The 22,431-nt window shown below is 48.1% G+C and carries 22 protein-coding genes and 1 other annotated feature; all 22 genes read left to right on the forward strand.

From position 1 onward, the window contains the following. Nucleotides 1-192 precede the first annotated feature (192 nt). Nucleotides 193-1,653, forward strand: coding sequence for a UDP-N-acetylmuramoyl-L-alanyl-D-glutamate--2,6-diaminopimelate ligase (locus ABJ225_RS02155; RefSeq protein WP_056537398.1), 1,461 nt, complete (start codon nt 193-195; stop codon nt 1,651-1,653). Nucleotides 1,654-1,655: 2 nt separating this feature from the next. After that, nucleotides 1,656-1,982, forward strand: coding sequence for a hypothetical protein (locus ABJ225_RS02160; protein ID WP_056537391.1), 327 nt, complete (start codon nt 1,656-1,658; stop codon nt 1,980-1,982). A 38-nt stretch (nt 1,983-2,020) separates the two neighbouring features. Beyond that, entirely contained in the window at nt 2,021-2,995 is a 975-nt protein-coding gene (gene mraY / locus ABJ225_RS02165) for a phospho-N-acetylmuramoyl-pentapeptide-transferase (protein WP_053427375.1), read from the forward strand. Next, nucleotides 2,996-4,348, forward strand: a complete 1,353-nt coding sequence (murD, locus tag ABJ225_RS02170; RefSeq protein WP_056537388.1) for a UDP-N-acetylmuramoyl-L-alanine--D-glutamate ligase — start codon at nt 2,996-2,998, stop codon at nt 4,346-4,348. Between the two features lie 97 nt (nt 4,349-4,445). Further along, complete coding sequence (spoVE, locus tag ABJ225_RS02175; RefSeq protein WP_056537375.1) at nt 4,446-5,546, forward strand: stage V sporulation protein E; 1,101 nt, start codon at nt 4,446-4,448, stop codon at nt 5,544-5,546. A gap of 1,420 nt (nt 5,547-6,966) precedes the next feature. Further along, nucleotides 6,967-7,752 carry a cell division protein FtsQ/DivIB gene (locus tag ABJ225_RS02180; RefSeq protein ID WP_056537372.1) on the forward strand — a complete coding sequence of 262 codons (786 nt, stop codon included), beginning with the start codon at nt 6,967-6,969 and terminating at the stop codon, nt 7,750-7,752. Then, nucleotides 7,727-8,437: a DUF881 domain-containing protein gene (locus tag ABJ225_RS02185; protein WP_235563579.1), complete on the forward strand. Its 711-nt coding sequence runs from the start codon at nt 7,727-7,729 to the stop codon at nt 8,435-8,437. Before ABJ225_RS02180 ends, ABJ225_RS02185 begins: the two co-directional genes overlap by 26 nt. A 44-nt stretch (nt 8,438-8,481) precedes the next feature. Beyond that, entirely contained in the window at nt 8,482-9,210 is a 729-nt protein-coding gene (locus tag ABJ225_RS02190; RefSeq protein WP_347318208.1) for a DUF881 domain-containing protein, read from the forward strand. A 2-nt stretch (nt 9,211-9,212) separates the two neighbouring features. Next, nucleotides 9,213-9,575: a small basic family protein gene (locus ABJ225_RS02195; RefSeq protein WP_053427369.1), complete on the forward strand. Its 363-nt coding sequence runs from the start codon at nt 9,213-9,215 to the stop codon at nt 9,573-9,575. 114 nt (nt 9,576-9,689) lie between these two features. Continuing rightward, nucleotides 9,690-10,988 (forward strand): cell division protein FtsA, encoded by a 1,299-nt coding sequence (gene ftsA, locus ABJ225_RS02200; RefSeq protein WP_053427368.1) that lies wholly within the window; start codon nt 9,690-9,692, stop codon nt 10,986-10,988. An 82-nt stretch (nt 10,989-11,070) separates the two neighbouring features. Continuing rightward, on the forward strand, nt 11,071-12,228 hold the full coding sequence (gene ftsZ, locus ABJ225_RS02205; protein ID WP_053427367.1) for a cell division protein FtsZ: 1,158 nt from the start codon (nt 11,071-11,073) through the stop codon (nt 12,226-12,228). A 209-nt stretch (nt 12,229-12,437) separates the two neighbouring features. Continuing rightward, nucleotides 12,438-13,361, forward strand: coding sequence for a sigma-E processing peptidase SpoIIGA (gene spoIIGA, locus ABJ225_RS02210; protein WP_056537366.1), 924 nt, complete (start codon nt 12,438-12,440; stop codon nt 13,359-13,361). Between the two features lie 44 nt (nt 13,362-13,405). Continuing rightward, on the forward strand, nt 13,406-14,125 hold the full coding sequence (gene sigE / locus ABJ225_RS02215; protein ID WP_056537364.1) for an RNA polymerase sporulation sigma factor SigE: 720 nt from the start codon (nt 13,406-13,408) through the stop codon (nt 14,123-14,125). Between the two features lie 224 nt (nt 14,126-14,349). Then, on the forward strand, nt 14,350-15,126 hold the full coding sequence (gene sigG / locus ABJ225_RS02220) for an RNA polymerase sporulation sigma factor SigG (protein WP_347318211.1): 777 nt from the start codon (nt 14,350-14,352) through the stop codon (nt 15,124-15,126). Between the two features lie 180 nt (nt 15,127-15,306). Next, the gene (locus tag ABJ225_RS02225; RefSeq protein ID WP_056538588.1) at nt 15,307-15,603 is read left to right on the forward strand and encodes a YlmC/YmxH family sporulation protein; all 297 of its coding nucleotides are present in this window, start codon (nt 15,307-15,309) and stop codon (nt 15,601-15,603) included. A gap of 54 nt (nt 15,604-15,657) precedes the next feature. Then, complete coding sequence (pgeF, locus tag ABJ225_RS02230) at nt 15,658-16,473, forward strand: peptidoglycan editing factor PgeF (protein ID WP_347318213.1); 816 nt, start codon at nt 15,658-15,660, stop codon at nt 16,471-16,473. Beyond that, complete coding sequence (locus tag ABJ225_RS02235) at nt 16,463-17,137, forward strand: YggS family pyridoxal phosphate-dependent enzyme (protein WP_056537357.1); 675 nt, start codon at nt 16,463-16,465, stop codon at nt 17,135-17,137. The genes pgeF and ABJ225_RS02235 overlap by 11 nt, the downstream gene beginning before the upstream one ends. Nucleotides 17,138-17,153: 16 nt before the next feature. Beyond that, nucleotides 17,154-17,600, forward strand: coding sequence for a cell division protein SepF (locus ABJ225_RS02240; RefSeq protein ID WP_053427360.1), 447 nt, complete (start codon nt 17,154-17,156; stop codon nt 17,598-17,600). 8 nt (nt 17,601-17,608) lie between these two features. Next, the gene (locus ABJ225_RS02245) at nt 17,609-17,872 is read left to right on the forward strand and encodes a YggT family protein (protein WP_347318216.1); all 264 of its coding nucleotides are present in this window, start codon (nt 17,609-17,611) and stop codon (nt 17,870-17,872) included. A 62-nt stretch (nt 17,873-17,934) separates the two neighbouring features. After that, nucleotides 17,935-18,705: a YlmH family RNA-binding protein gene (locus tag ABJ225_RS02250; RefSeq protein ID WP_347318218.1), complete on the forward strand. Its 771-nt coding sequence runs from the start codon at nt 17,935-17,937 to the stop codon at nt 18,703-18,705. Nucleotides 18,706-18,792: 87 nt separating this feature from the next. Further along, nucleotides 18,793-19,308 (forward strand): DivIVA domain-containing protein, encoded by a 516-nt coding sequence (locus tag ABJ225_RS02255; RefSeq protein WP_048004120.1) that lies wholly within the window; start codon nt 18,793-18,795, stop codon nt 19,306-19,308. A 52-nt stretch (nt 19,309-19,360) separates the two neighbouring features. Next, nucleotides 19,361-19,581 (forward strand) — a binding site (T-box leader). Nucleotides 19,582-19,650: 69 nt separating this feature from the next. After that, a complete protein-coding gene (gene ileS, locus ABJ225_RS02260; RefSeq protein WP_347318220.1) occupies nt 19,651-22,422 on the forward strand; it encodes an isoleucine--tRNA ligase in 2,772 nt (923 codons plus the stop codon). Nucleotides 22,423-22,431: the final 9 nt, after the last annotated feature.

Genomic DNA, 22,431 nt, shown 5'->3' on the forward strand with positions numbered 1-22,431 from the left:
GGAACGGCCGGACTTTTAAGGGATCCCTGTGAAAGTCCGGCGTTTTCGCGTCAAGTCTACCGTGTTTGATCGGACGGGAAATCGATAGAAAACGAGATGAACCACGAACTAAGTGAAAAGGTTGATAGCTTTCAGTCGTTTTTTTTTGTAAAATATATAAAGGTTGCTTTCTGCCTGTTAGGAGTTGAAAAGATGAGATTGCACACAATGCTTGAAGTACTACCGTTTTTCACAGTACAGGGTGAAGGGGATCCATCTATTTCGAATATTGTGAACCACCATAAGGATGTTAAGAAAGGCGATTTATTCATCTGTATCAATGGTCTTGAAATCGACAGCCACTCCCTCGTCATGGAAGCGGAGCGGAACGGGGCTGCCGCGGTGCTGGCGGAGAAGGAAGTGAAGACAGGATTACCGGTCGTGATTGTTCCAGACACTAGGAAAGCCATGGCCATCCTCTCTGATTATTTCTTCAAGCAGCCGTCCCACCGTTTATTGCTTGTCGGGGTAACGGGAACAAACGGCAAAACCACCACCACCCATCTGATTGAACAGATCTATGCGGGTTCCGGTCTTACCACCGGCTTGATCGGCACGCTGCATATCAAAGTGGGGGATGTACTTCAAAAAAGCCGGAACACGACACCGGATAGCCTTACACTTCAAAGGACCTTCAAGGACTTCGTGGACAAAGGCGTACAATCAGCTATCATGGAGGTCTCTTCTCATGCGCTGGACCAGGGAAGGGTGCACGGATGTGATTTTGACATCGCGGTCTTTACCAATCTCACCCAGGATCATCTGGATTATCACCGCTCCATGGATGAGTATCGGAACGCAAAGGGCCTGCTTTTTTCACAATTGGGGAATACGTATTTTAAAAAATCACCGAAGTATGCGATTATTAACAGGGACGATGAAGCGGCGGAATACTATATCAAATCCACCGCGGCCCACGTTTTCACCTATGGATTGACCGAAGAAGCTGATTTTTATGCGAAAGATATCTCCTTGAGGGCATCGGGCACCTCATTCACCATGGTGACTCCTTTCGGTACGGAGAAGCTTTCAATCAGCATCCCGGGGCTGTTCAATGTCTATAATGCACTCGCTGCCGTTGCCTCATCTTCTGCTGCCGGCATACCCTTGGCTGAAAGCGCAAGGATCCTAAGTGGGGCGACGGGAGTGAGGGGTAGATTCGAAACGATTTCTGCCGGACAGGAATTCAGTGTAATCGTGGATTATGCTCATACCCCGGATGGATTGAAAAATGTCCTGGAGACGATCCGTTCCATTACAAAAGGAAAAATCATCGTCATTGTCGGGTGCGGTGGCGACAGGGATAAGATCAAAAGACCGATCATGGCTGAAATCGCCTGCGAGTATGGGGATTTTGCCATCTTTACATCTGATAATCCCCGTGGAGAAGATCCGATGCAGATCTTGAAGGATATGGAATCCGGGGTATTCGGTAAAGAGTATGTCATGATCGAAGAACGTAAGGAAGCCATCCGCCGCGGTATTGCCATGGCTTCAGGCGATGATGTGGTATTGATTGCCGGAAAGGGCCACGAAACCTATCAGATCATCGGGTCCCAGGTGTATGAATTCGATGATCGCGAAGTGGCGAAGCTCATCATCAAGGGGGAATAGGCATGCTTTCTTATGAAGATATCCTGCTTCTCTTCCCGGAGGCCAAGGGGATACGCTTCCCCGGTTTGACCTTCGGTATGATTGCAACTGATCCAGGAGAGAAGATGAGCAAGGGGCTCTATGTGCCCCTCGACGGAGGTGCCGACCTCCTCGGCCCCATCGAATCGGGTGCTATCGCTTCCTTGTGGCCAAAGGATATGGCCATTCCAGCCCATGTCCCCAATCATTTCCCTTTGTTCATCGTTGATGATATGAAGCTTGCCTATGAGAGGCTGATCGCCTGTTGGGAGGGTGGATCAGACAAACAGATTAAACCACCCCGGGGCTAACATCCCCAGGGGCAAGAGAGAAAGGACGAACATTCAGAATGACGGAACAAGTAATCTTATATACTATCATCGCAGCATTTATCATAACAGCCGTGCTTGCGCCAATTTTCATCCCCTTCCTTAGAAGGTTGAAATTCGGTCAGAGCATTCGTGACGAAGGTCCCCAGTCCCATCAGAAAAAGACCGGGACACCGACTATGGGAGGGATCGTCTTTTTGCTTTCCATCGTCGCCACTACCTTCCTTATGACCGGCAGATTCTCCGATATTGGTCCAGAAACCTATCTGATGATCCTTGTCACAGTAGGATTCGGACTGCTTGGATTCCTGGATGATTTCATCAAGGTGGTCATGAAGCGAAACCTCGGTCTGACATCGAAACAGAAGCTAGCAGGTCAGATCGTCATCTCCATTATCTTTTATCTGATCTTCAAGCAGAATGACTTCTCAACGGCCGTATCGATCCCGATGACGGATATCTCCGTTGAACTTGGATGGTTCTACTGCCTATTCATCATCTTCTGGCTTGTTGGATTCTCCAACGCAGTCAATCTGACAGACGGGCTCGATGGCCTTGTTTCGGGAACCTCCGCCATTGCCTTCGGGGCCATGGCCGTACTTGCATGGAATCAGTCCCAATTCGACGTTGCCATCTTCAGTGTCGCCGTTGTAGGAGCTGTGCTTGGATTCCTCGTATTCAATGCCCATCCCGCAAAAGTGTTCATGGGGGATACGGGATCGCTTGCACTTGGAGGAGCGATTGCAACAGTCGCAATCCTGACGAAGACCGAGATCATCCTGATCTTGATCGGGGGAGTATTTGTGATCGAAACCCTTTCCGTCATCCTTCAGGTTGCATCCTTCAAGACAACGGGCAAGCGAATCTTCAAAATGAGTCCACTCCACCATCATTATGAACTATCAGGGTGGTCCGAGTGGCGTGTAGTAGTAACCTTCTGGACAGTGGGCCTATTGTTTGCCGTCCTGGGAATTTATATCGAGGTGTGGTTATAAGTGAAATCATCAGTCAAGTTCAAACATAAAAAAGTATTAGTGCTGGGTCTTGCCAAGAGCGGTGTTACGGCAGCATCCCTCCTACATAAGCTGGATGCCTTTGTCACGGTGAATGACCAAAAGCCTCTTTCAGAAAACCCTGCCGCCCAGGGTCTCCTTCAGGAGGGGATCAAAGTGATCACCGGCAGCCACCCCATCGAACTTATGGATGAAGGCTTCCAATATGTAATCAAAAATCCGGGGATCCCTTATACCAATCCCCTTATTCAAAAAGCACTCGAAAAAGGCATCCCGGTCTTGACGGAGGTGGAACTTGCTTACCTGATCTCGGAAGCCGATATGATCGGGATCACGGGTACAAATGGAAAGACCACGACTACGACGCTGCTATTTGAAATGCTGGCGGACGGAGGGCAAAACCCTTTGATTGCCGGGAATATCGGTACGGTTGCCTCAGAAGTTGCACAGGAAGCGGGGCCCCATAATAAAATGGTGGTAGAGCTTTCATCTTTCCAATTGATGGGCATTGAGGAGTTCAAACCGCATATCGCCATTATCACGAATCTATATGAAGCTCATCTCGACTACCATGGCAGTCTTCACGACTATTGGCAGGCGAAAGTGAACATCACGAAGAATCAAACGGAGGATGACTTCCTCATCATCAATGATGATCAGACACATCTGATCCAAGCAGTTGCTCATACAAAGGCACAAGTGGTGCCTTTCTCCACTACGAAAGAAGTCCTTGATGGAGCCTATATCAAGGAAGACGCGATTTATTTCAAGGATGAGTTCATTGTGAGTCTTGACGATATCGTCCTCCCGGGAGCACATAACCTGGAGAACATCCTGAGCGCAGTGGCAGCGTGCAAACTGTATGATGTGCCGAATGAAAGCATCAGGAAGGTTCTTTCCGTTTTCGCAGGGGTCAAGCACCGCACGCAATTCGTGAAGGAAGTGGAAGGCCGGAAGTTCTATAACGACTCGAAGGCAACGAACAGCCTTGCAACGAAAAGTGCACTGAATGCCTTCGCAGGTCCTACGATCCTCCTTGCCGGTGGATTGGACCGCGGTAATGATTTTGATGATCTTATTCCATACATGAAAAATGTAACAACCCTCATCGTGTTCGGTGAAACGGCCCAGAAGCTCGAAGAAACAGGTAGAAAGGCAGGGATAGAATCCATCATCACTGTCGATAATGTTGAAAAAGCTGTTCCTGTGGCATATGAACATTCGCGGCCAGGGGATGTGATCCTCCTGTCGCCTGCATGCGCGAGCTGGGATCAGTATCGCACTTTTGAGGAACGAGGAGACATGTTTATCGACGCCGTGCATATGCTTAAATAAGAGCTTGTCTTATAGAGCAACCGCACACTGGTACGGAAGGCAGAATCCTTGAAGGATGCTCGAACGGCTCAAATAAGTCAATTCGAGGTGCATAACTTTGCCTTTAAAAAAATCGACACCCGATTTTATACTGATCGTGGTCACTATGACCCTGCTTGCCATCGGTCTGATCATGGTTTACAGTGCAAGTGCTGTCTGGGCGGACTATAAATTCGATGACACATTTTTCTTTGCCAAACGTCAGCTGCTATTTGCCGGCGTGGGACTGCTCGTCATGTTCTTCATCATGAATGTGGAGTACTGGACGTGGAAAAGCTGGTCGAAAGTGATGATCATCGTCTGCTTCGTCCTCCTGGTATTGGTTCTGATCCCCGGGATAGGGGTGTTGAGGAATGGGTCCAGGAGCTGGATCGGTGTTGGAGCCTTTTCTGTGCAACCTTCAGAATTCATGAAGATTGCCATGATTGCCTTTTTATCGAAATATTTAAGTGAGAACCAGAAGTACATCACTTCTTTCAGGAAGGGCGTGTTGCCGGCCCTCCTCATGGTCTTCACGGCGTTCGGGATGATCATGCTGCAGCCGGATCTTGGGACGGGGACTGTTATGGTGGGAACATCTGTCGTGATGATCTTCATCTCAGGTGCACGGATCAAACACTTTATGTTTCTCGGTATGATCGGCCTTCTGGGATTCGTCGGCCTGGTGATATCGGCTCCCTACCGGATCAAACGGATTACTTCCTTTTTAGACCCGTGGCAGGATCCTCTCAACTCGGGGTTTCAGATCATCCAGTCCTTATATGCCATCGGGCCGGGCGGGTTGTTCGGCCTCGGTCTGGGTCAGAGCAGACAGAAGTTCTTCTATCTCCCGGAACCTCAAAATGATTTCATTTTTGCCATTTTGGCTGAAGAACTCGGGTTTATCGGTGGAACGCTCGTGCTTCTGCTCTTCTCTTTGATCCTTTGGCGGGGGATCCGAATCGCCCTTGGTGCACCCGACTTGTTCGGTAGCTTCCTTGCCCTTGGGATCGTGTCGATGATAGCGATTCAGGTGATGATCAATGTGGGGGTCGTGACGGGTCTGATGCCCGTGACGGGGATCACGTTACCGTTTCTGAGCTATGGAGGGTCTTCTCTGACACTCATGCTGATGGCGGTAGGAGTGCTGTTGAATATCAGCCGGTATGCTAAAACGTAGATGATTGAGCCGTCTCTCTTAGGAGGGGCGGTTTTTTTGTTTGGGCAGATTGGAGAGAGTGGTGGGATATAATACTTGGAATCGGGTTTTTTTAGAGATGTTTGTAATCCTATCTGGACCGTTCCGTTCCGCTGCGGTCGACCGCTTTCCTGCGGGGTGGACGGTGAGCCGCTTCAGCTGCGCTTGCAGGGTCTCACCTGCCCACTATTCCCGCGGGAGTCGGTCGCCATTCGCTGCACTGCACTGTTGGATTAGGGATATGGAAGTGGCATCGTAGATCGGATCGAAAGCCGCTCAATGTTTTATTTTGGTTTATAAATGAGAAAGGGACCGTTTCGTTTCGCTGCGGTCGACCGCTTTCCTGCGGGGTGGACGGTGAGCCGCTTCGGCTGCGCCTGCAGGGTCTCACCTGTCCACTATTCCCGCGGGAGTCGGTCGTCCTCCCCTGCACTGCACTGTTGGATGGGGATAGGGGAGTGCCATCATAGATGGATTCAAAAGCCATCCAATTTTCTGTTTTGGTTGTAAGTGGGGAAGGGATCGTTCCGTTTCGCTGCGGTCGACCGCTTTCCTGCGGGATGGACGGTGAGCCGCTTCGGCTGCGCCTGCAGGGTCTCACCAGCCCACTATCCCGCTGGAGTAGGTCGTCCTCCGCTGCACTGCACTGTTGGATTCGGGATAGGGGAGTGGCGACGCGAATATAATCTAAAACATCTGAAGCTTAATGGGGGGAGTCTGTCCCTATATCCTTTTAATGGGTCGGTGGGGTACGTTATTTCGATATTGGGTAATATTGCTTAAGCCATTCCGTGATGGTGGTCGGTCTTTCATATCTTTTAGGATGAAGGGAGGGAGCCCTTTTCCTTCTTGAAGGGTGTGAATCAATGGTTGATCATTTCATTTCAGAACGCGTAGAATTCGTATGGATTCCCTAATTATCTTCCACGTCTATCCATAAACCGGAAGCGGGAGGGAGAGATTCGTCAAAAAAGAGCGAAAAGCCCTATGAAAACGGTGTTTTCAGTAAAAAAAGCATAGGCTAATTCCTTAGATGGTGTTACAATAAATTACATATGGATAGTGGGTGTCGCTCCTTTTCTTTACTGGAACTAGGAGAATTTATTACTATTGCAGACCAAATCTTTTACAATTCAATGACAGGCATTCATAAAGGAATATTTCTCGTTTAGAATGTATGAAAAGAGTGTATATATAGGGGATGGACATTTTACTGGCCAACCCGTGTTCATTATAACGGTACACGCTGTTCCCGGTGTCTTTCTCTTACATAGAAAACAATGGCTCCATCCTACATACCTCTTTCTCCATTCTCCTACATGAATGCCGCCGTAAAGGTCAGATCATTTATGGGGATTGTAATCCATGACAGAAATTAGTGATGCTTAGGAGATCGTTTGACATGAAAAAAGAAAACGTTGTTTCGATTGAAGACAGGATCCCTAAACTGAAACAGCATCGGAAAAAGAAAGCGAATCGGCGGCTTTTCTTTCTCTTAACTTTGTTCCTGATCCTGATTTTGTCTGTGGTGTATTTCCAATCACCCCTCAGTCATGTCAAAAAGGTCGAAGTGACCGGGAATGAACTCATCCCGGATGAAAAGGTGCTTGCAGCCGGTGGGATCTCAACAGGTACAAGCGTATGGGGAGTCAATAAGAACTCCGTCGCAGCCAAGCTGAAGAAACTGCCTGAAGTAAAGAAGGCCGAAGTACGCCTGACGTTTCCCAATACGTATGTGATTTCCATACAGGAGCACGACAAAAAAGCGTATCTTTCGCGTGATTCACGCTACTATGTGATTCTGGAAAACGGGAAGATCCTTGATAAAGGGACAGATGCCATGCCGGTCGATGCACCCCTCCTTCGAGGATTCAAAGAAGATAAAGTCCTTGAGAGGATGATGAAGGAGTTGGGTAAACTCCCGTCTGAAATTCAACAGATGATATCGGAGATTAATTTGACGCCGAAGGACACGGATCAGTATCATGTCACCCTCTATATGAATGATGGTTTTGAAGTTAGTGCCACCATACGCACGTTCTCAGAGAAGATGATTCACTATCCGTCCATCGCCAGTCAGCTCGATCCATCAAGGAAAGGGGTCATCGACCTGGAGGTAGGTTCGTTTTTCAAAGCTTATGAAACGGAGGATGAAGGCACTGATGAAGAGGGTCAAAATCAAGAGTAAGCAAGTGATCCTGTCCCTCGTCTGCCTCGTCCTCGGTTTCATACTCGCCTTTTCCTACAGTCTTGCCAATTCGAAGCAGGATGAGGGATCGAACCGTACCGACGGACAGCTGAAACAGGAGGAAGCCCTGAGAGATCAACTTCTTGATTTTCAGCGCAAAAATAATGAGCTGCAGGAAGATCTTTATGAGAAACAGGAAAAAGTGGTAACCATGGAAAAATCCTTTTCAAAGGAAAAGCAGATTTACTTTAATCTGGCTGAAGACGCAGAACGATACAGGATGTACCTGGGGAAAACCAAAGTAAAAGGCCCGGGTCTCAAGGTTACACTGTCGGATGCGGATTATAACCCTGAAGAGGAAAACATCAACAACTATATCGTTCACGAACACCATGTTTTCAAGGTGATCAATGAATTATATATAGCCGGGGCCTCCGCGGTGGCCATCAACGGACAGCGTCTGAAGCATAACTCATATGTCCTTTGCAACGGTCCGGTGATTCAGGTGGACGGGGTGGACTACCCCGCTCCGTTTGAAATCACGGCAATCGGGGACGCTGACGTTCTGAATTCCGCTTTGAATATCAATGGTGGAGTGAAGGATCAACTGCTCAATGAGAATATCGTCGTCTCTATGGAGAAAGAAAAGGAGATTGCATTAGGACCGCTACTCGGGGACTCATGAACCGCTGGGCGTCCGACCAGGTATTGAAGGAAAGGTGACAAGCAATGGGCGGTAGATTAAAGGTGAGCTTCACCGTCGTCACGGTAATCATAGGATTTATGCTGGCCATTCAATTCCAGACGGTCCAGGAACCCGTTGTAAGGGATACGAGGGACGTTTGGGAGCTGAGAGAGGCCTTGTTGAAAGAAAAAGAGCTCAATTCGAATCTGAATACAGAAATGCGTTCGGTGGAAGGGAAGCTTGAACAGTACAAGGAACAGCAAGAATCCAGCCCCGAGGAAGCATTGAAGCAGACCCTCGAGGAGCTTAAGGCCGAAGCGGGGCTGACAGAAAAAGAAGGGCCCGGGCTCACACTCACGATTGAGCCCGTGGAGGAAGAACTCCTCCTTGGTGAACCGGTTAAGAACGTATCACCACAGCTTCTTGAAAGGCTCATCAATGAGCTCAACAAATATGATGCGGCGGATATATCCATAGACGGACATCGCCTTGTCAATACATCCGTCATCCGGGACATCAACGGAGAGACCAAGGTCGACGGGTACTCGATCCGTTCCCTGCCCTTTGAGGTGAGGGTGCTCACAGCTGACTATGCAACGGCTGAAAAGCTTTATAACCGGATGCAGGTTTCACAGTCGCTGGAGGATTTCTTCATCGATAATCTCAGGGTCAATATCTCGAAGCCATTGGAAGATCTTAAGATTCCGGCTTATGAAGATACGATCAGGGTCCGCCTCATGGAACCAGTCAAAGAAACAGGAGGGAACGGTTAACGATGTGGCTACCCCTATTAGGGTTGCTGGTGGGAGTCTTTTTGGGCCTTGCGACGGACATCCGCATACCGGATGAGTATTCAAACTATCTTTCCATAGCCGTCCTGGCTGCCCTTGATACATTATTCGGAGGGATACGTGCGCACCTGCAAAATATCTATGACGATAAAGTCTTTGTTTCTGGCTTCTTTTTCAATATCCTCCTAGCGGCAGGTTTAGCTTTTCTGGGGGTACATCTTGGTGTAGACTTGTACTTGGCGGCGGTCTTTGCCTTTGGAGTGAGGTTGTTCCAGAACATTGCCGTCATTCGACGACTACTGATCAGCAATTGGACAAATAAACGAGAAAAAAGAGAAAAAAATTAGAATATTAAAAGGGAATCGTTTTTATTACAGCGAATATCATAATAAGATATACTTAGAATCAACTATTCTAAGCTTGTTGTTCGAAACAAACATTCTTTAAGGAGGTGCCACAGAGTGAACAGCAATGAAATTTACGTTAGCCTAGACATCGGTACATCCACAGTGAAAGTGATCATCGGTGAAATGACAAATGATTCTCTGAACATTATCGGTGTAGGGAATGTGAACTCAGAAGGGATCCGAAAAGGTTCCATCGTAGACATAGACGAAACTGTTCATACAATCAAAAAGGCGGTTGAGCAAGCAGAAAGGATGGTCGGCCTCTCCATAAGCCAGGTCATCGTTGGGATCACGGGTAATCATGTTTCCCTTCAATCTTGCCATGGTGTCGTGGCCGTCTCCAGTGATAACAGGGAAATCGGGGATGAAGATGTACTAAGGGTCATGGATGCGGCACAGGTCGTATCAATCCCCCCTGAAAGGGAGATCATCAACGTCATCCCGAGGCAGTTCATCGTGGACGGACTGGATGAAATCACTGATCCGAGAGGGATGATCGGTGTCCGGCTTGAAATGGAAGGAACCATCATCACGGGATCAAAGACCATCTTACATAATACGCTCCGATGTGTTGAAAAAGCAGGATTGGAAATAGTGGATATCGTCCTGCAGCCGTTGGCAGCAGGATCGGTTGCCCTATCCAAGGATGAGAAGAGCCTTGGTGCAGCTTTGATCGACATCGGCGGGGGGTCGACTACCATAGCCGTATTCGAACAAGGTCACTTGAAAGCTACCACGGTGCTCCCTGTAGGCGGGGAACACATCACCAAAGATCTGTCCATCGGCCTTAGAACGTCGACGGAAGATGCGGAGAAGATCAAAGTGAAGTATGGTCATGCCTACTACGACCATGCATCTGAAGATGAAGTCTTCTCTGTGCCGATCATCGGCAGCGATCAACATCAGCAGTTCAATCAGTTGGAAATTTCTGATATCATAGAAGCGAGGCTTGAAGAGGTTCTCGATCTCATCAGCCATGAAATGCGTCGTATGGGGATCAGGGATCTTCCTGGAGGATATGTTCTGACTGGAGGTGTATCTAATCTCCCTGGTGTGTTAGAATTAGCACAAATCGTTTTCCAAAATCGTGTGCGCGTAGCGATCCCTGATTATATCGGGGTGAGGGAGCCGCAGTACACTACTGCAGTGGGATTGATCAAATACGCTCAAAAGAATGCTAGACTGCAAGGAAGAGTCGTAAGCGCAGAGCCGGTTGCAGTGGAAGCCGGTGAAAAAAGACAGCAAAAGCCCAGCCCTAAAAAGCCCAAGCCTGCAAAGGTAAGGGAAGAAGTGAACGAAGAAGATAAACCAATGTCTAAGATGAAAAAATTCTTCGGATATTTCTTTGAATAACAGTCTCTAAAAACTGAAAACAATCAAGATAGCCTGGAATTAAATAGGAATCCATGGATTCGATGAGTTAGGAGGATTTGTCATGTTGGAGTTTGATACAAATTTAGATTCATTAGCGACAATTAAAGTAATCGGTGTCGGTGGCGGAGGTAACAATGCCGTTAACCGCATGATCGAACATGGTGTACAAGGTGTGGAATTCATCGCCGTCAATACGGATGCCCAGGCTCTGAACCTATCAAAAGCAGAAATCAAAATGCAGATCGGTGGAAAATTGACAAGGGGTCTCGGTGCAGGTGCCAATCCTGAAGTCGGTAAAAAGGCAGCGGAAGAAAGCAAGGAACAGATCGAAGAAGCGCTCCGCGGAGCAGATATGGTCTTCGTTACCGCTGGAATGGGTGGAGGAACAGGCACAGGTGCTGCTCCAGTCATCGCCCAGATTGCACGCGAGATCGGTGCCTTGACGGTCGGGGTCGTCACACGTCCGTTCACCTTCGAAGGAAGGAAGCGTTCCAACCAGGCAAGCGGTGGGATCGCTGCGATGAAAGAAGGGGTCGATACCCTGATCGTCATCCCGAATGACCGCCTGCTTGAAATCGTAGATAAGAGCACACCGATGCTTGAAGCCTTCCGTGAAGCAGATAACGTATTGCGCCAAGGTGTACAAGGTATCTCGGATCTGATTGCAACACCAGGGCTTATCAACCTTGACTTTGCCGATGTAAAGACCATCATGTCCAACAAGGGTTCAGCCCTTATGGGAATCGGTGCCGCATCAGGCGAAAACCGGGCAACGGAAGCTGCCAAGAAGGCTGTTTCAAGCCCATTGCTTGAAACGTCCATCGACGGGGCACAAGGGGTCCTTATGAACATCACCGGTGGTACTTCATTGAGCCTGTACGAGGTGCAGGAGGCTGCCGATATCGTGGCTTCAGCATCCGATCAGGAGGTCAATATGATCTTCGGATCCGTCATCAATGAAGAATTGAAAGATGATATCATTGTCACCGTTATCGCGACTGGTTTCAATGAAGAAGTGATCCAGCCGAAACAGACGCGCCCTACGTTTGGAGGCGTTAAGCCAAACACGAATCAGGCTCCTAAGCGCGAGCAGCAACCTAAACGTGAGGAACCACAACAGCAAGAGCCTGTTCGATCGAATACGAACCATAATAATCAGGCTGCAGAAGAGACGTTGGATATCCCTACGTTCCTTCGCAACCGTAACCGTCGCCGCTAATTGGTGATAGAACCTGACAGGGTTTCCTGTCAGGTTTTTTATTTTCCCCGCCAATCCTCCTCCTATTACGCCTCTATTTTTACTGACAAGATTCGAACTAATCCCTGAAAAGTTTTCCGTTATCTGGTACAAAAAGTGACAACCTTCCGAATGGTAGGTGCGATATACTTCTCGTAAGTCGTAGGAACCATCGATGAGGAGGGCAGAGATTGACCTTATACCTTGATGTCATATGGTTATTGAATATGCTGGTGGATTGTGCGCTGCTGTGGTTGACCGGAATCATCCTGAAGAGGAAATATGCTTTATGGCGGGTCGGTTCAGGCGGGCTCATCGGCTCGGTCATCATCCTTATGGCGTTCTCCCCGCTCAGTCATCTATCGGGTAGTCCGTTGGTGAAGCTTTCATTCTCCGTCGTGATGGTATGGGTTGCATTCGGATTCAAACGGATGAAATTCTTCCTTGCCAATCTGCTCATGTTCTATTTCGTAACATTTTTAACAGGGGGAATCCTCATCGGGGTACACTATTTCATCTCCTTCGACCCGGGTGCCGAGGCTTCGACCCTCATTGCATCTGTAAGGGGATTCGGTGATCCGATTAGTTGGGTGTTCGTCATGCTAGTATTGCCCCTTGCCTGGTATTTCTCCAAGAGCAGGGTAGACCACTTGGAGTATGCCAAGATTCAGTATGACCAATTGGTAGACGTCACGATCCATTTCGGAGAATATATCATCAGTGTCAAAGGGCTGATTGATAGCGGGAACGGGCTGCAGGATCCAATTGGGAAGAACCCGGTCATGATCCTCTCGCTCTCTCATCTGAAGGACGAAGTTCCGGGAGAATTTATCAAGCTTGCCGGGGACGTTACCGAATTCTTGAGTGATGATTCAATTGAGTCCACATGGTCCGACAGAATGCGGTTGATACCAGCGCAGTCCATCGGAAAGACCGGACAGCTCTTGGCGGCACTGAAACCGGATCGCATCATGCTGAAAGATTCCGGAGCAGAATGGGAAGTTTCCAATGGTCTCATCGCCTTCCGGGAAGAACCATTGTCTCCCGACCATCAATTTGAAGCGATCATCCATCCGCAAATGGCAGCAAGAAAGCCTGTCGATCATGCATCTTAAAAAATCGGCTTTCATTATTACAGCACTTATAAGGGGGACCCATTGTGAAGAAACTTAAGCTGAAACTACAGTATTATTGGTACAAACTCTTATTGAAACTGGGACTCAAGACGGACGAAATCCACTACATAGGTGGAAGTGAAGCCCTCCCACCACCCCTTTCGAAAGACGAAGAGGAAGTGCTCCTTCAAAAACTGCCCAGTGGCGATAAAGCGGCAAGATCCCTCCTCATAGAAAGAAACCTTCGCCTTGTTGTCTATATCGCGCGGAAGTTCGAGAATACAGGAATCAATATAGAAGATTTGATCAGTATCGGAACCATCGGTTTGATCAAAGCCGTCAATACGTTCAATCCTGAGAAGAAAATCAAGCTGGCGACTTATGCGTCCCGTTGCATTGAAAATGAAATCCTGATGTATCTTCGACGGAACAATAAAATCCGTTCAGAGGTTTCATTCGATGAGCCCCTCAACATCGATTGGGATGGGAATGAACTTCTTCTTTCCGACGTGTTAGGAACGGAAGAGGATATTATTACAAAAGACCTCGAAGCAACAGTGGATAAAAAGCTTCTATTCAGCGCACTTCATCAGCTCAATGACCGGGAAAAGCAGATCATGGAACTCCGGTTCGGATTGATGGGGGAAGAAGAGAAAACGCAAAAAGACGTAGCAGATATGCTCGGTATCTCTCAATCCTATATTTCGAGGCTTGAAAAGCGGATTATCAAACGATTAAAAAAAGAATTCAATAAAATGGTTTGACTGATTGAACGATTCCTTTTATGGCACAAAGGAGTCGTTTTTTTGTGTCCTTATCGCCATCAGGGGACGAAAAATGTCATACATAAATTTTTTTCATCTGTCTAAGCCCTGCGTGGCAACCTTTTTGGAAGATCCCTCCTTGATTGCATTTCCCGACATGCATATTTTTCCTGCCCGGGGAGATACTGAACTTTGTACAACAGCTCCTACAAGGAGGGGAAAGAATGACACGCAATAAAGTCGAAATTTGTGGTGTGGATACTTCCAAATTACCCGTGCTGAAGAACGATGAAATGAGAGTGCTTTTCAAGCAAATGCAATCTGGCGAAATTTCTGCAAGGGAAAAACTCGTCAATGGGAATTTACGCCTCGTCTTAAGTGTAATTCAACGATTCAACAATCGTGGGGAGTTTGTTGACGACCTGTTCCAGGTCGGCTGCATCGGTTTGATGAAATCAATCGATAACTTCGATCTTGGCCAGAATGTACGTTTTTCCACTTACGCCGTTCCGATGATCATCGGGGAGATCCGCCGGTATCTTCGGGATAATAATCCGATCAGGGTTTCCCGTTCCCTCAGGGATATTGCCTATAAGGCACTGCAGGTGAGGGAGAGGTTGATGGGAGAAACATCGAAGGAACCGACAGCAGAAGAAATTGCCAAGGTGCTTGATGTACCCCATGAAGAAATCGTTTTTGCCCTCGATGCGATTCAGGATCCGGTTTCCCTATTCGAGCCCATCTATAATGATGGCGGAGACCCCATATTTGTAATGGACCAGTTGAGTGATGAAAAGAACAGGGATTACCATTGGGTGGAGGAAATCGCCCTTCAAGAGGGATTGAAACGGCTGAATGACCGTGAGAAGTTGATCATCAGTAAGCGCTTCTTCCAGGGTAAGACGCAGATGGAAGTAGCGGATGAGATCGGGATTTCGCAGGCTCAAGTGTCCCGTCTTGAGAAGGCAGCCATCAAGCAGATGAACAAAAATATCCAATAAGTGCCCGTTAGAGAGCGGGGAGTGTCGGGATATGCCCACCTCACTGCATACATACGCTTCCGTGCCTCCTGTAAAGAGGGGAAGCGTCAAGAAAGACAGACCGGATCCGGTCTGTCTTTCTTTTTTTCGCATATAGTTAGAAGAGAGAATGTGTGCTTTCTGAAAAGGGGGAAGGAACAGGTGGTACGGATTTCTGAATTTCAAGTGAAGGATGTTGTCAGTGTTTCAGATGGACGGAAACTCGGGAATATCACCGATATCGAAATCAATCTCGACAGTGGAAGGATCGAGGCGATCGTCATAGGAGGGGGAGGAAAGCTCCTTGGGTTCTTCGGGAAGGACGAAGAAGTGGTCGTTCCATGGAACAATATCGTCAAAATCGGCGAAGACGTCATCCTTGTGAGGTATAAGGAGCAACAAGACCATTATTACAAACAGGCTCAGCTCGAGGGGCCGGAATCCTCCACTGATAAATGACGCACTGCCGGGCATATGATACACTTAGGAAAAGAAAAAAAGGAGATTCATTCTGTGGAACCTTTCAAAAGAGAACATGAATCCTACTATACGATTCCTGGATGGAAAGGCGTCACCGCCGGTATTACGACGAAGAACGGGGGCGTAAGCAGTGGACCCTTTCATTCCTTTAATATGGGTCTGCATGTAGGGGATGATCGTGAGTCAGTCGTGGAAAACCGTCGACGGCTTTCTGAACTGATCGGCTTCCCCCTTGCACGTTGGGTTGCAGCAGAGCAGACCCATGGAGATTGCATCGAGCTAATCGATGGTTTGCAGGCAGGAAAAGGCTCAAAAACCTATGACGATGCGGTCCCGGATACGGACGGTTTTCTTGCTTCCTCTGGTGATCTGCTCCTGACGATGTGCTATGCAGATTGTGTGCCCCTGTATTTCTATGACCCAGTGAAGAGGCGGATCGGTCTTGCCCATGCAGGGTGGAAAGGGACCGTGGCCAAAATCGGTCCATCCATGATCGATCGCATGGTCACAGCAGGCTCCTCAAAGGCGGATATCGAAGTTGTAATCGGTCCTTCGATTTGTGGAGACTGCTATGTGGTAGATGATTTTGTCATCGGAAAAATTGAAAAAGTACTAGAAGATGGACCCCACATCCCCTATAATCTAAAGGAAGAGGGTCAATATCATCTGGATTTGAAACAGTTGAACCGGCTCTTATTGATCCAAAGTGGTATTTCCGCTGAACAGATCAGGACTTCCGGTCATTGTTCATTCTGTCATGACGACTTCTATTCGTACCGCCAAGACGGCGGAAAGACAGGAAGGATGATGAGTTTCATAGGCTGGAAGGAGAATGTACATGAACGTTGAACAACGACTTCATAGAATAAACAGCAGTATAGAGCAGGCATGTGAAAATGCCGGCAGGTCCCCTGAGGACGTGAAGGTCGTGGCTGTGACAAAGTATGTGAGCATTGAACGGGCAGAAGAAGCCGTCACCGCAGGAATCACACATCTTGGGGAAAACAGGGACACCGGTCTCACTGAAAAATATGAGGCCATTGGAAACCGTGTCGATTGGCATTTCATCGGCTCCCTCCAGACCAGGAAAGTCAAACAGATCATCGATAAGGTTTCATACATACATTCACTGGATCGCCATTCCTTGGCCGTGGAAATCGACAAGCGGGCGGACAAGCCAGTAAATTGCTTCGTTCAGGTCAATGTGTCTGGTGAAGAATCAAAACACGGTATATCCACGGAAGAAACATCTGGATTCATCCAATCATTGCAAGAACTCGAAAACATCAACGTCATAGGCTTGATGACGATGGCCCCTCATACGGAGGATGAAGCATTCCTTCGCAGCTGTTTCCGAAGCCTCAGAGGGCTGCAGGAGGAGGTCAAGGCACTTGGTCTGCCGCATGCCCCCTGTACGGAACTGTCCATGGGAATGAGTAATGATTTTCATATCGCCATCGAAGAAGGAGCCACATTTGTCCGTATCGGAACGGCATTAGTTGGAAATGACTGAGAGGAGATGAGTAGAAATGGGTATCAAATCAAAATTTAAAACGTTTTTCCTGCTTGATGAAGATGAGTACGAATACGAAGAGGAAGAGAAATACGAAGAACATGAGGAGAAGAAGCCCATGAAATCCCAGTCACCGGCACAGACGAAACAAAACGTTGTCAGCCTGCAGAGCGTTCAAAAGTCATCCAAGGTGATCCTTGTTGAGCCACGCGTGTACGCAGAGGCCCAGGAAATTGCCGACCATCTCAAAAATCGCCGTTCTGTCTTGGTGAACCTGCAGCGAATCCAGCATGACCAGGCGAAACGGATCGTTGATTTCCTGAGCGGCACCGTATATGCCATCGGTGGCGATATCCAGCGGGTGGGGAGTGACATTTTCCTGTGCACGCCAGATAACGTCGAGGTGAGCGGGAACATTTCTGAACTCCTCAGTGAAGAAGACTTTACAGAATCGAGGTGGTAAGCTGAATCATGTTCCTTCTATATCAAATATTATCGTCCCTATTGAATATCTATATGTGGGCGCTCATCATCTATATCCTGATGTCGTGGTTCCCCAATGCCCGGGAAACCTCCATTGGCCAGATCCTCGCCCGCATATGCGAGCCTTATCTGGAACAGTTCCGGAAGTTCATCCCTCCCCTTGGGATGATTGATATTTCACCGATTGTCGCCTTCATCGTACTTCGACTGGCAAGCAATGGATTAAGACAAATTTTCTTATGGATTATGTAGTTAAACAAAAGGACTGATACCCTTACCGGTTCAGTCCTTTTGCATGGAGGGAGTTAAAACCTATGTCGACACTTTATCAGCATTTCAGAGCGGAAGAGAGGGGGTTCATCGACCAGGTGGTCGAATGGAAGGAGCAGGTGGAGAGCCAGTATGCCCAGAAACGGACCGATTTCCTCGATCCCCGGGAGCAGCACATCCTCCTCAGCATCATCGGGACCGAAGGCAGCGTCAGGGTCGCATTTTTTCCGAAAACAGGGGAGCGCAAGCGTGCGCTGATTTACCCTGACTATTATGAGCCTTCTGAAGAAGATTATGGTATATGCCTGTATGAGATTCACTACCCTGCTAAGTTTGTTACAATAGAGCATAGGCAGATCCTCGGGACGCTTATGTCACTAGGTCTTAAAAGGGAAAAATTCGGGGATATCCCTACTGAAGGGGAACGGTATCAGCTCGTGGCGGCCGATGAAATCTCAGGGTACTTGGAAATGGAGCTGCAGCAGATCGGGAAAGCGAAAGTCTCACTCGAAAAGCGTCAGGTGGCAGAACTATTCATCACGGATGAGAAGTGGAGTGAAAATACCACAACGGTAAGCTCCCTGAGACTTGATGTGATCCTCTCCGCCATTCAGGGGGTTTCCCGGCAAAAGGCTCAGGCTCTCATTAAAGCTTCACTTGTGAAGGTAAACTGGAGGGCAACCGAGAGTACGTCCTTCGAGGTGGAAGAGGGGGATGTCATCTCGACGCGGGGGTTCGGCAGAAGCAAACTGCTGACCATCGACGGTAAGACGAAGCGGGATAAATGGCGGATCACGTTCGGTGTTTTGAAATAATTTTGCGAAATTAAAGGAAATTCGGTACAAGCTGTCGAAAAATTAGTTATAATGATAGTAATCAACCAAGTTTTGGAGGTGGCGCCCATGCCTTTGACGCCGTTAGATATACATAATAAAGAATTCAGCCGTGGATTCCGCGGATATGATGAAGACGAAGTAAATGAATTCCTCGACCAGATCATCAAGGATTATGAGATCCTGATCCGTGAGAAGAAGGAAACAGAAGAACGCCTTGATTCCCTGAACGAACGCCTTGGACACTTCACGACGATTGAAGAAACGTTGAATAAATCCATTGTCGTAGCCCAAGAAGCCGGTGAAGAAGTGAAGCGCAATGCGATGAAGGAATCGAAGCTCATCATCAAGGAAGCCGAGAAGAACGCCGACCGTATCGTCAATGAAGCACTTTCGAAAGCCCGCAGGATTGCCATTGAAATCGAAGAACTCAAAAAGCAGTCCAAAGTGTTCCGCACACGCTTCAAAATGCTCATCGAGGCTCAGCTTGACCTCCTCGATACGAATGATTGGGATCAGCTCATGGAATTCGATGTGGACGCAACGGATCTGAAGACCTTGAAAGAAGAAGAGACACTGACTTGACGGATAGGCAGGTCTTTTCATATAATTGAAAAACCAAAAGAATACCTGTCATCAAAAGGCTGTGACAGGGAGAGTACGTTTCAGCAATAACCTTTATCAGCGAATCGGGGGCGGTGCAAGCCCGGTAGGGAATTGAAGCGGAAGATCACCCTTGAGCCCTGTCTGTGAACATATGCTAGCGGACGGCGACTGATCCATGTTACGGATTTTCGAGTGAGGGCAATCATGCCCTTATGAGGGTGGTACCGCGGGAAAAGCTTTCTCGTCCCTTTCTTAGGGATGAGGAAGCTTTTTTTTCATGGTTTGGATGACAGGTTCAATTGAAGAAGGAGGACCATTGAATTGGAATACAAAGAAACGTTATTAATGCCAAAAACAGAATTCCCCATGAGGGGTAACCTGCCGAATCGTGAACCGAAGATGCAGGAGCAGTGGAACGATATGTCGATCTATGACAGAGTACAGGAACGGACAAATGGCCGTCCTTTGTTCATCCTTCATGATGGACCCCCATATGCAAATGGTAATATCCACATGGGCCATGCCCTCAATAAGATCCTGAAGGACTTCATCGTCCGCTATAAATCCATGAGTGGTTTCCATGCACCGTATGTACCAGGTTGGGATACTCATGGGCTGCCGATCGAGCAGGCCTTGACCAATAAAGGAGTCAAGCGCAAGGAAATGACCGTAGCGGAATTCAGGAAGCTTTGTGAAGAGTATGCATATGAGCAGGTGGACAATCAGCGCGCGCAATTCAAGCAGCTCGGCGTTCGCGGCGATTGGGAGAATCCATATATCACACTGAAACCGGAATACGAAGCACAGCAGATCAAGGTATTCGGTGATATGGCGAAGAAAGGGTATATCTATAAAGGGAAAAAACCTGTGTATTGGTCACCTTCAAGTGAGTCTGCCCTTGCAGAAGCCGAGATTGAATATCAGGACAAAAAGTCACCATCGATTTATGTGGCATTCCCTGTAGCTGACGGTAAGGATGTCCTTGCAACTGGTGATAAATTCATCATCTGGACAACGACTCCTTGGACGATCCCGGCAAATCTCGCCATCGCGGTGAACGGGAAACTGAATTACTCGGTCGTAAGCGTTGGAAGCGAGCGCTTCATCGTGGCGGAGGATCTCCTTGAGGAAGTTGCCTCTGTCCTTGAGTGGGAAAATCACTCTGTCGAGAAGACGGTCAAGGGATCAGATCTTGAGTACATTGTTGCCAAGCATCCGATCTATGATCGTGATTCTCTTGTCATCCTTGGTGACCATGTGACAACAGACTCTGGTACAGGCTGTGTCCATACCGCTCCGGGTCATGGTGAAGATGATTTCATCATCGGGAAAAAATACAACCTGGATGTTCTTTGTCCTGTTGACGACAAAGGCGTACTGACAGATGAAGCACCAGGATTCGAAGGTCTCTTCTATGATAAGGCGAATAAACCGATTACTGAAAAACTGGAAGAGGTAGGGGCCCTTCTGAAGATTTCGTTCTTTACGCACTCCTACCCACACGACTGGCGTACAAAAAAACCGGTCATCTTCCGTGCAACAGCACAGTGGTTTGCATCCATTGATAAATTCCGTGACGAACTGCTACAGGCAGTCAATGAGACAGAGTGGATCCCTGCGTGGGGAGAGACGCGCCTTTACAACATGGTCCGCGATCGTGGAGACTGGTGTATCTCACGTCAGCGTGCATGGGGCGTACCGATTCCCGTCTTCTATGCTGAAAATGGACAGGAAATCATCACTGATGAAACGATCAGTCATGTGTCAGACCTATTCCGCAAGCATGGATCAAACATATGGTTCGAGCTTGAAGCAAAAGAACTCCTTCCCGAAGGATTCACTCATGAAGGAAGCCCGAACGGCCACTTCACGAAAGAAACCGACATCATGGATGTTTGGTTCGATTCAGGGTCCTCACATCAGGCCGTCCTTGAAGAACGTGATGGCCTTCAGCGCCCTGCGGACCTCTATCTCGAAGGATCCGATCAATACCGCGGCTGGTTCAATTCTTCATTGACTACCGGCGTAGCCGTGACAGGCAAAGCACCGTACAAAGGCGTTTTAAGCCACGGGTTCGCTCTTGATGGCAATGGGCGCAAAATGAGTAAATCCCTCGGCAATGTCGTCGTACCTGAAAAAGTCATGAAGCAGCTTGGTGCAGATATCCTTCGCCTTTGGGTTGCATCCGTCGACTATCAGGCGGATGTGCGGGTTTCTGATCCAATCCTGAAGCAAGTTGCTGAAGTATACCGGAAGATCCGTAACACATTCCGTTTCCTTCTCGGTAACCTGTCCGACTTTGATCCGGGCGTGCATGCCGTTTCGTACAGCGATCTCAGGGAAGTCGACCGCTTCATGCTCGTGAAGTTGAATGACCTTGTGAAAAACGTGAAAAATTCTTATGATAAGTACGAGTTTGCCGGCATTTATCATGCAGTCAATAATTTCTGTACCCTCGATTTGAGTTCTTTCTATCTCGATTTTGCGAAAGATATTCTCTACATCGAATCTGCCGATCAACATGATCGAAGAGCCATTCAGACCGTCCTGTACGAGTGCCTCGTATCGTTGACCAAGCTCATGTCACCGATCCTTGCTCACACGGCTGACGAAGTATGGGTCCATATCCCGGGTGTCGATGGGGAGAGCGTACAACTGACTGATATGCCTGAAGTACAGTCATTCGACGGTGCGGATGAGCTGAAGCAAAAATGGAATGCCTTCCTTGACGTCCGCGATGACGTCCTGAAGGCTTTGGAAGAAGCAAGGAATGAAAAAGTGATCGGAAAGTCCCTTACCGCTAAAGTCACGCTTTATGTGGATGAAAAGACGGAAGCCCTCCTTTCAAGCATCAAGGAGGACCTGAAACAGCTGTTCATCGTTTCTGCCTTCGAAATCGGCGGACGCACGTCAGAAGCCCCTGCAGAAGCCTTATCACTCGGTGCGAATAACATCGTGGTAGAAAAAGCAGCAGGCGAAACTTGCGACCGCTGTTGGACTGTTTCTCCTCACGTAGGGGAAGACCAGGATCACCCGACCCTTTGCCCACGCTGTGCATCTGTGGTCAAAGAAAACTATTCCCATTTAGCATGATTGAACAGG

The sequence above is a fragment of the Rossellomorea sp. RS05 genome, from assembly GCF_039822645.1.
Classification (GTDB): Bacteria; Bacillota; Bacilli; order Bacillales; family Bacillaceae_B; genus Rossellomorea; species Rossellomorea marisflavi_B.

Bases quoted from the DNA above. Each gene is read 5' to 3' on its own strand.
- ABJ225_RS02190 (WP_347318208.1), top strand. From the start codon at position 8,482: ATGGGCGGTAGATTAAAGGTGAGCTTCACCGTCGTCACGGTAATCATA.
- ftsZ (WP_053427367.1), top strand. From the start codon at position 11,071: ATGTTGGAGTTTGATACAAATTTAGATTCATTAGCGACAATTAAAGTA.
- ABJ225_RS02185 (WP_235563579.1), top strand. From the start codon at position 7,727: ATGAAGAGGGTCAAAATCAAGAGTAAGCAAGTGATCCTGTCCCTCGTC.
- sigG (WP_347318211.1), top strand. From the start codon at position 14,350: ATGACACGCAATAAAGTCGAAATTTGTGGTGTGGATACTTCCAAATTA.
- ABJ225_RS02155 (WP_056537398.1), top strand. From the start codon at position 193: ATGAGATTGCACACAATGCTTGAAGTACTACCGTTTTTCACAGTACAG.
- ABJ225_RS02240 (WP_053427360.1), top strand. From the start codon at position 17,154: ATGGGTATCAAATCAAAATTTAAAACGTTTTTCCTGCTTGATGAAGAT.
- ABJ225_RS02245 (WP_347318216.1), top strand. From the start codon at position 17,609: ATGTTCCTTCTATATCAAATATTATCGTCCCTATTGAATATCTATATG.
- ABJ225_RS02255 (WP_048004120.1), top strand. From the start codon at position 18,793: ATGCCTTTGACGCCGTTAGATATACATAATAAAGAATTCAGCCGTGGA.
- ABJ225_RS02160 (WP_056537391.1), top strand. From the start codon at position 1,656: ATGCTTTCTTATGAAGATATCCTGCTTCTCTTCCCGGAGGCCAAGGGG.
- ABJ225_RS02195 (WP_053427369.1), top strand. From the start codon at position 9,213: ATGTGGCTACCCCTATTAGGGTTGCTGGTGGGAGTCTTTTTGGGCCTT.
- ABJ225_RS02235 (WP_056537357.1), top strand. From the start codon at position 16,463: ATGAACGTTGAACAACGACTTCATAGAATAAACAGCAGTATAGAGCAG.
- ABJ225_RS02250 (WP_347318218.1), top strand. From the start codon at position 17,935: ATGTCGACACTTTATCAGCATTTCAGAGCGGAAGAGAGGGGGTTCATC.
- mraY (WP_053427375.1), top strand. From the start codon at position 2,021: ATGACGGAACAAGTAATCTTATATACTATCATCGCAGCATTTATCATA.
- ABJ225_RS02180 (WP_056537372.1), top strand. From the start codon at position 6,967: ATGAAAAAAGAAAACGTTGTTTCGATTGAAGACAGGATCCCTAAACTG.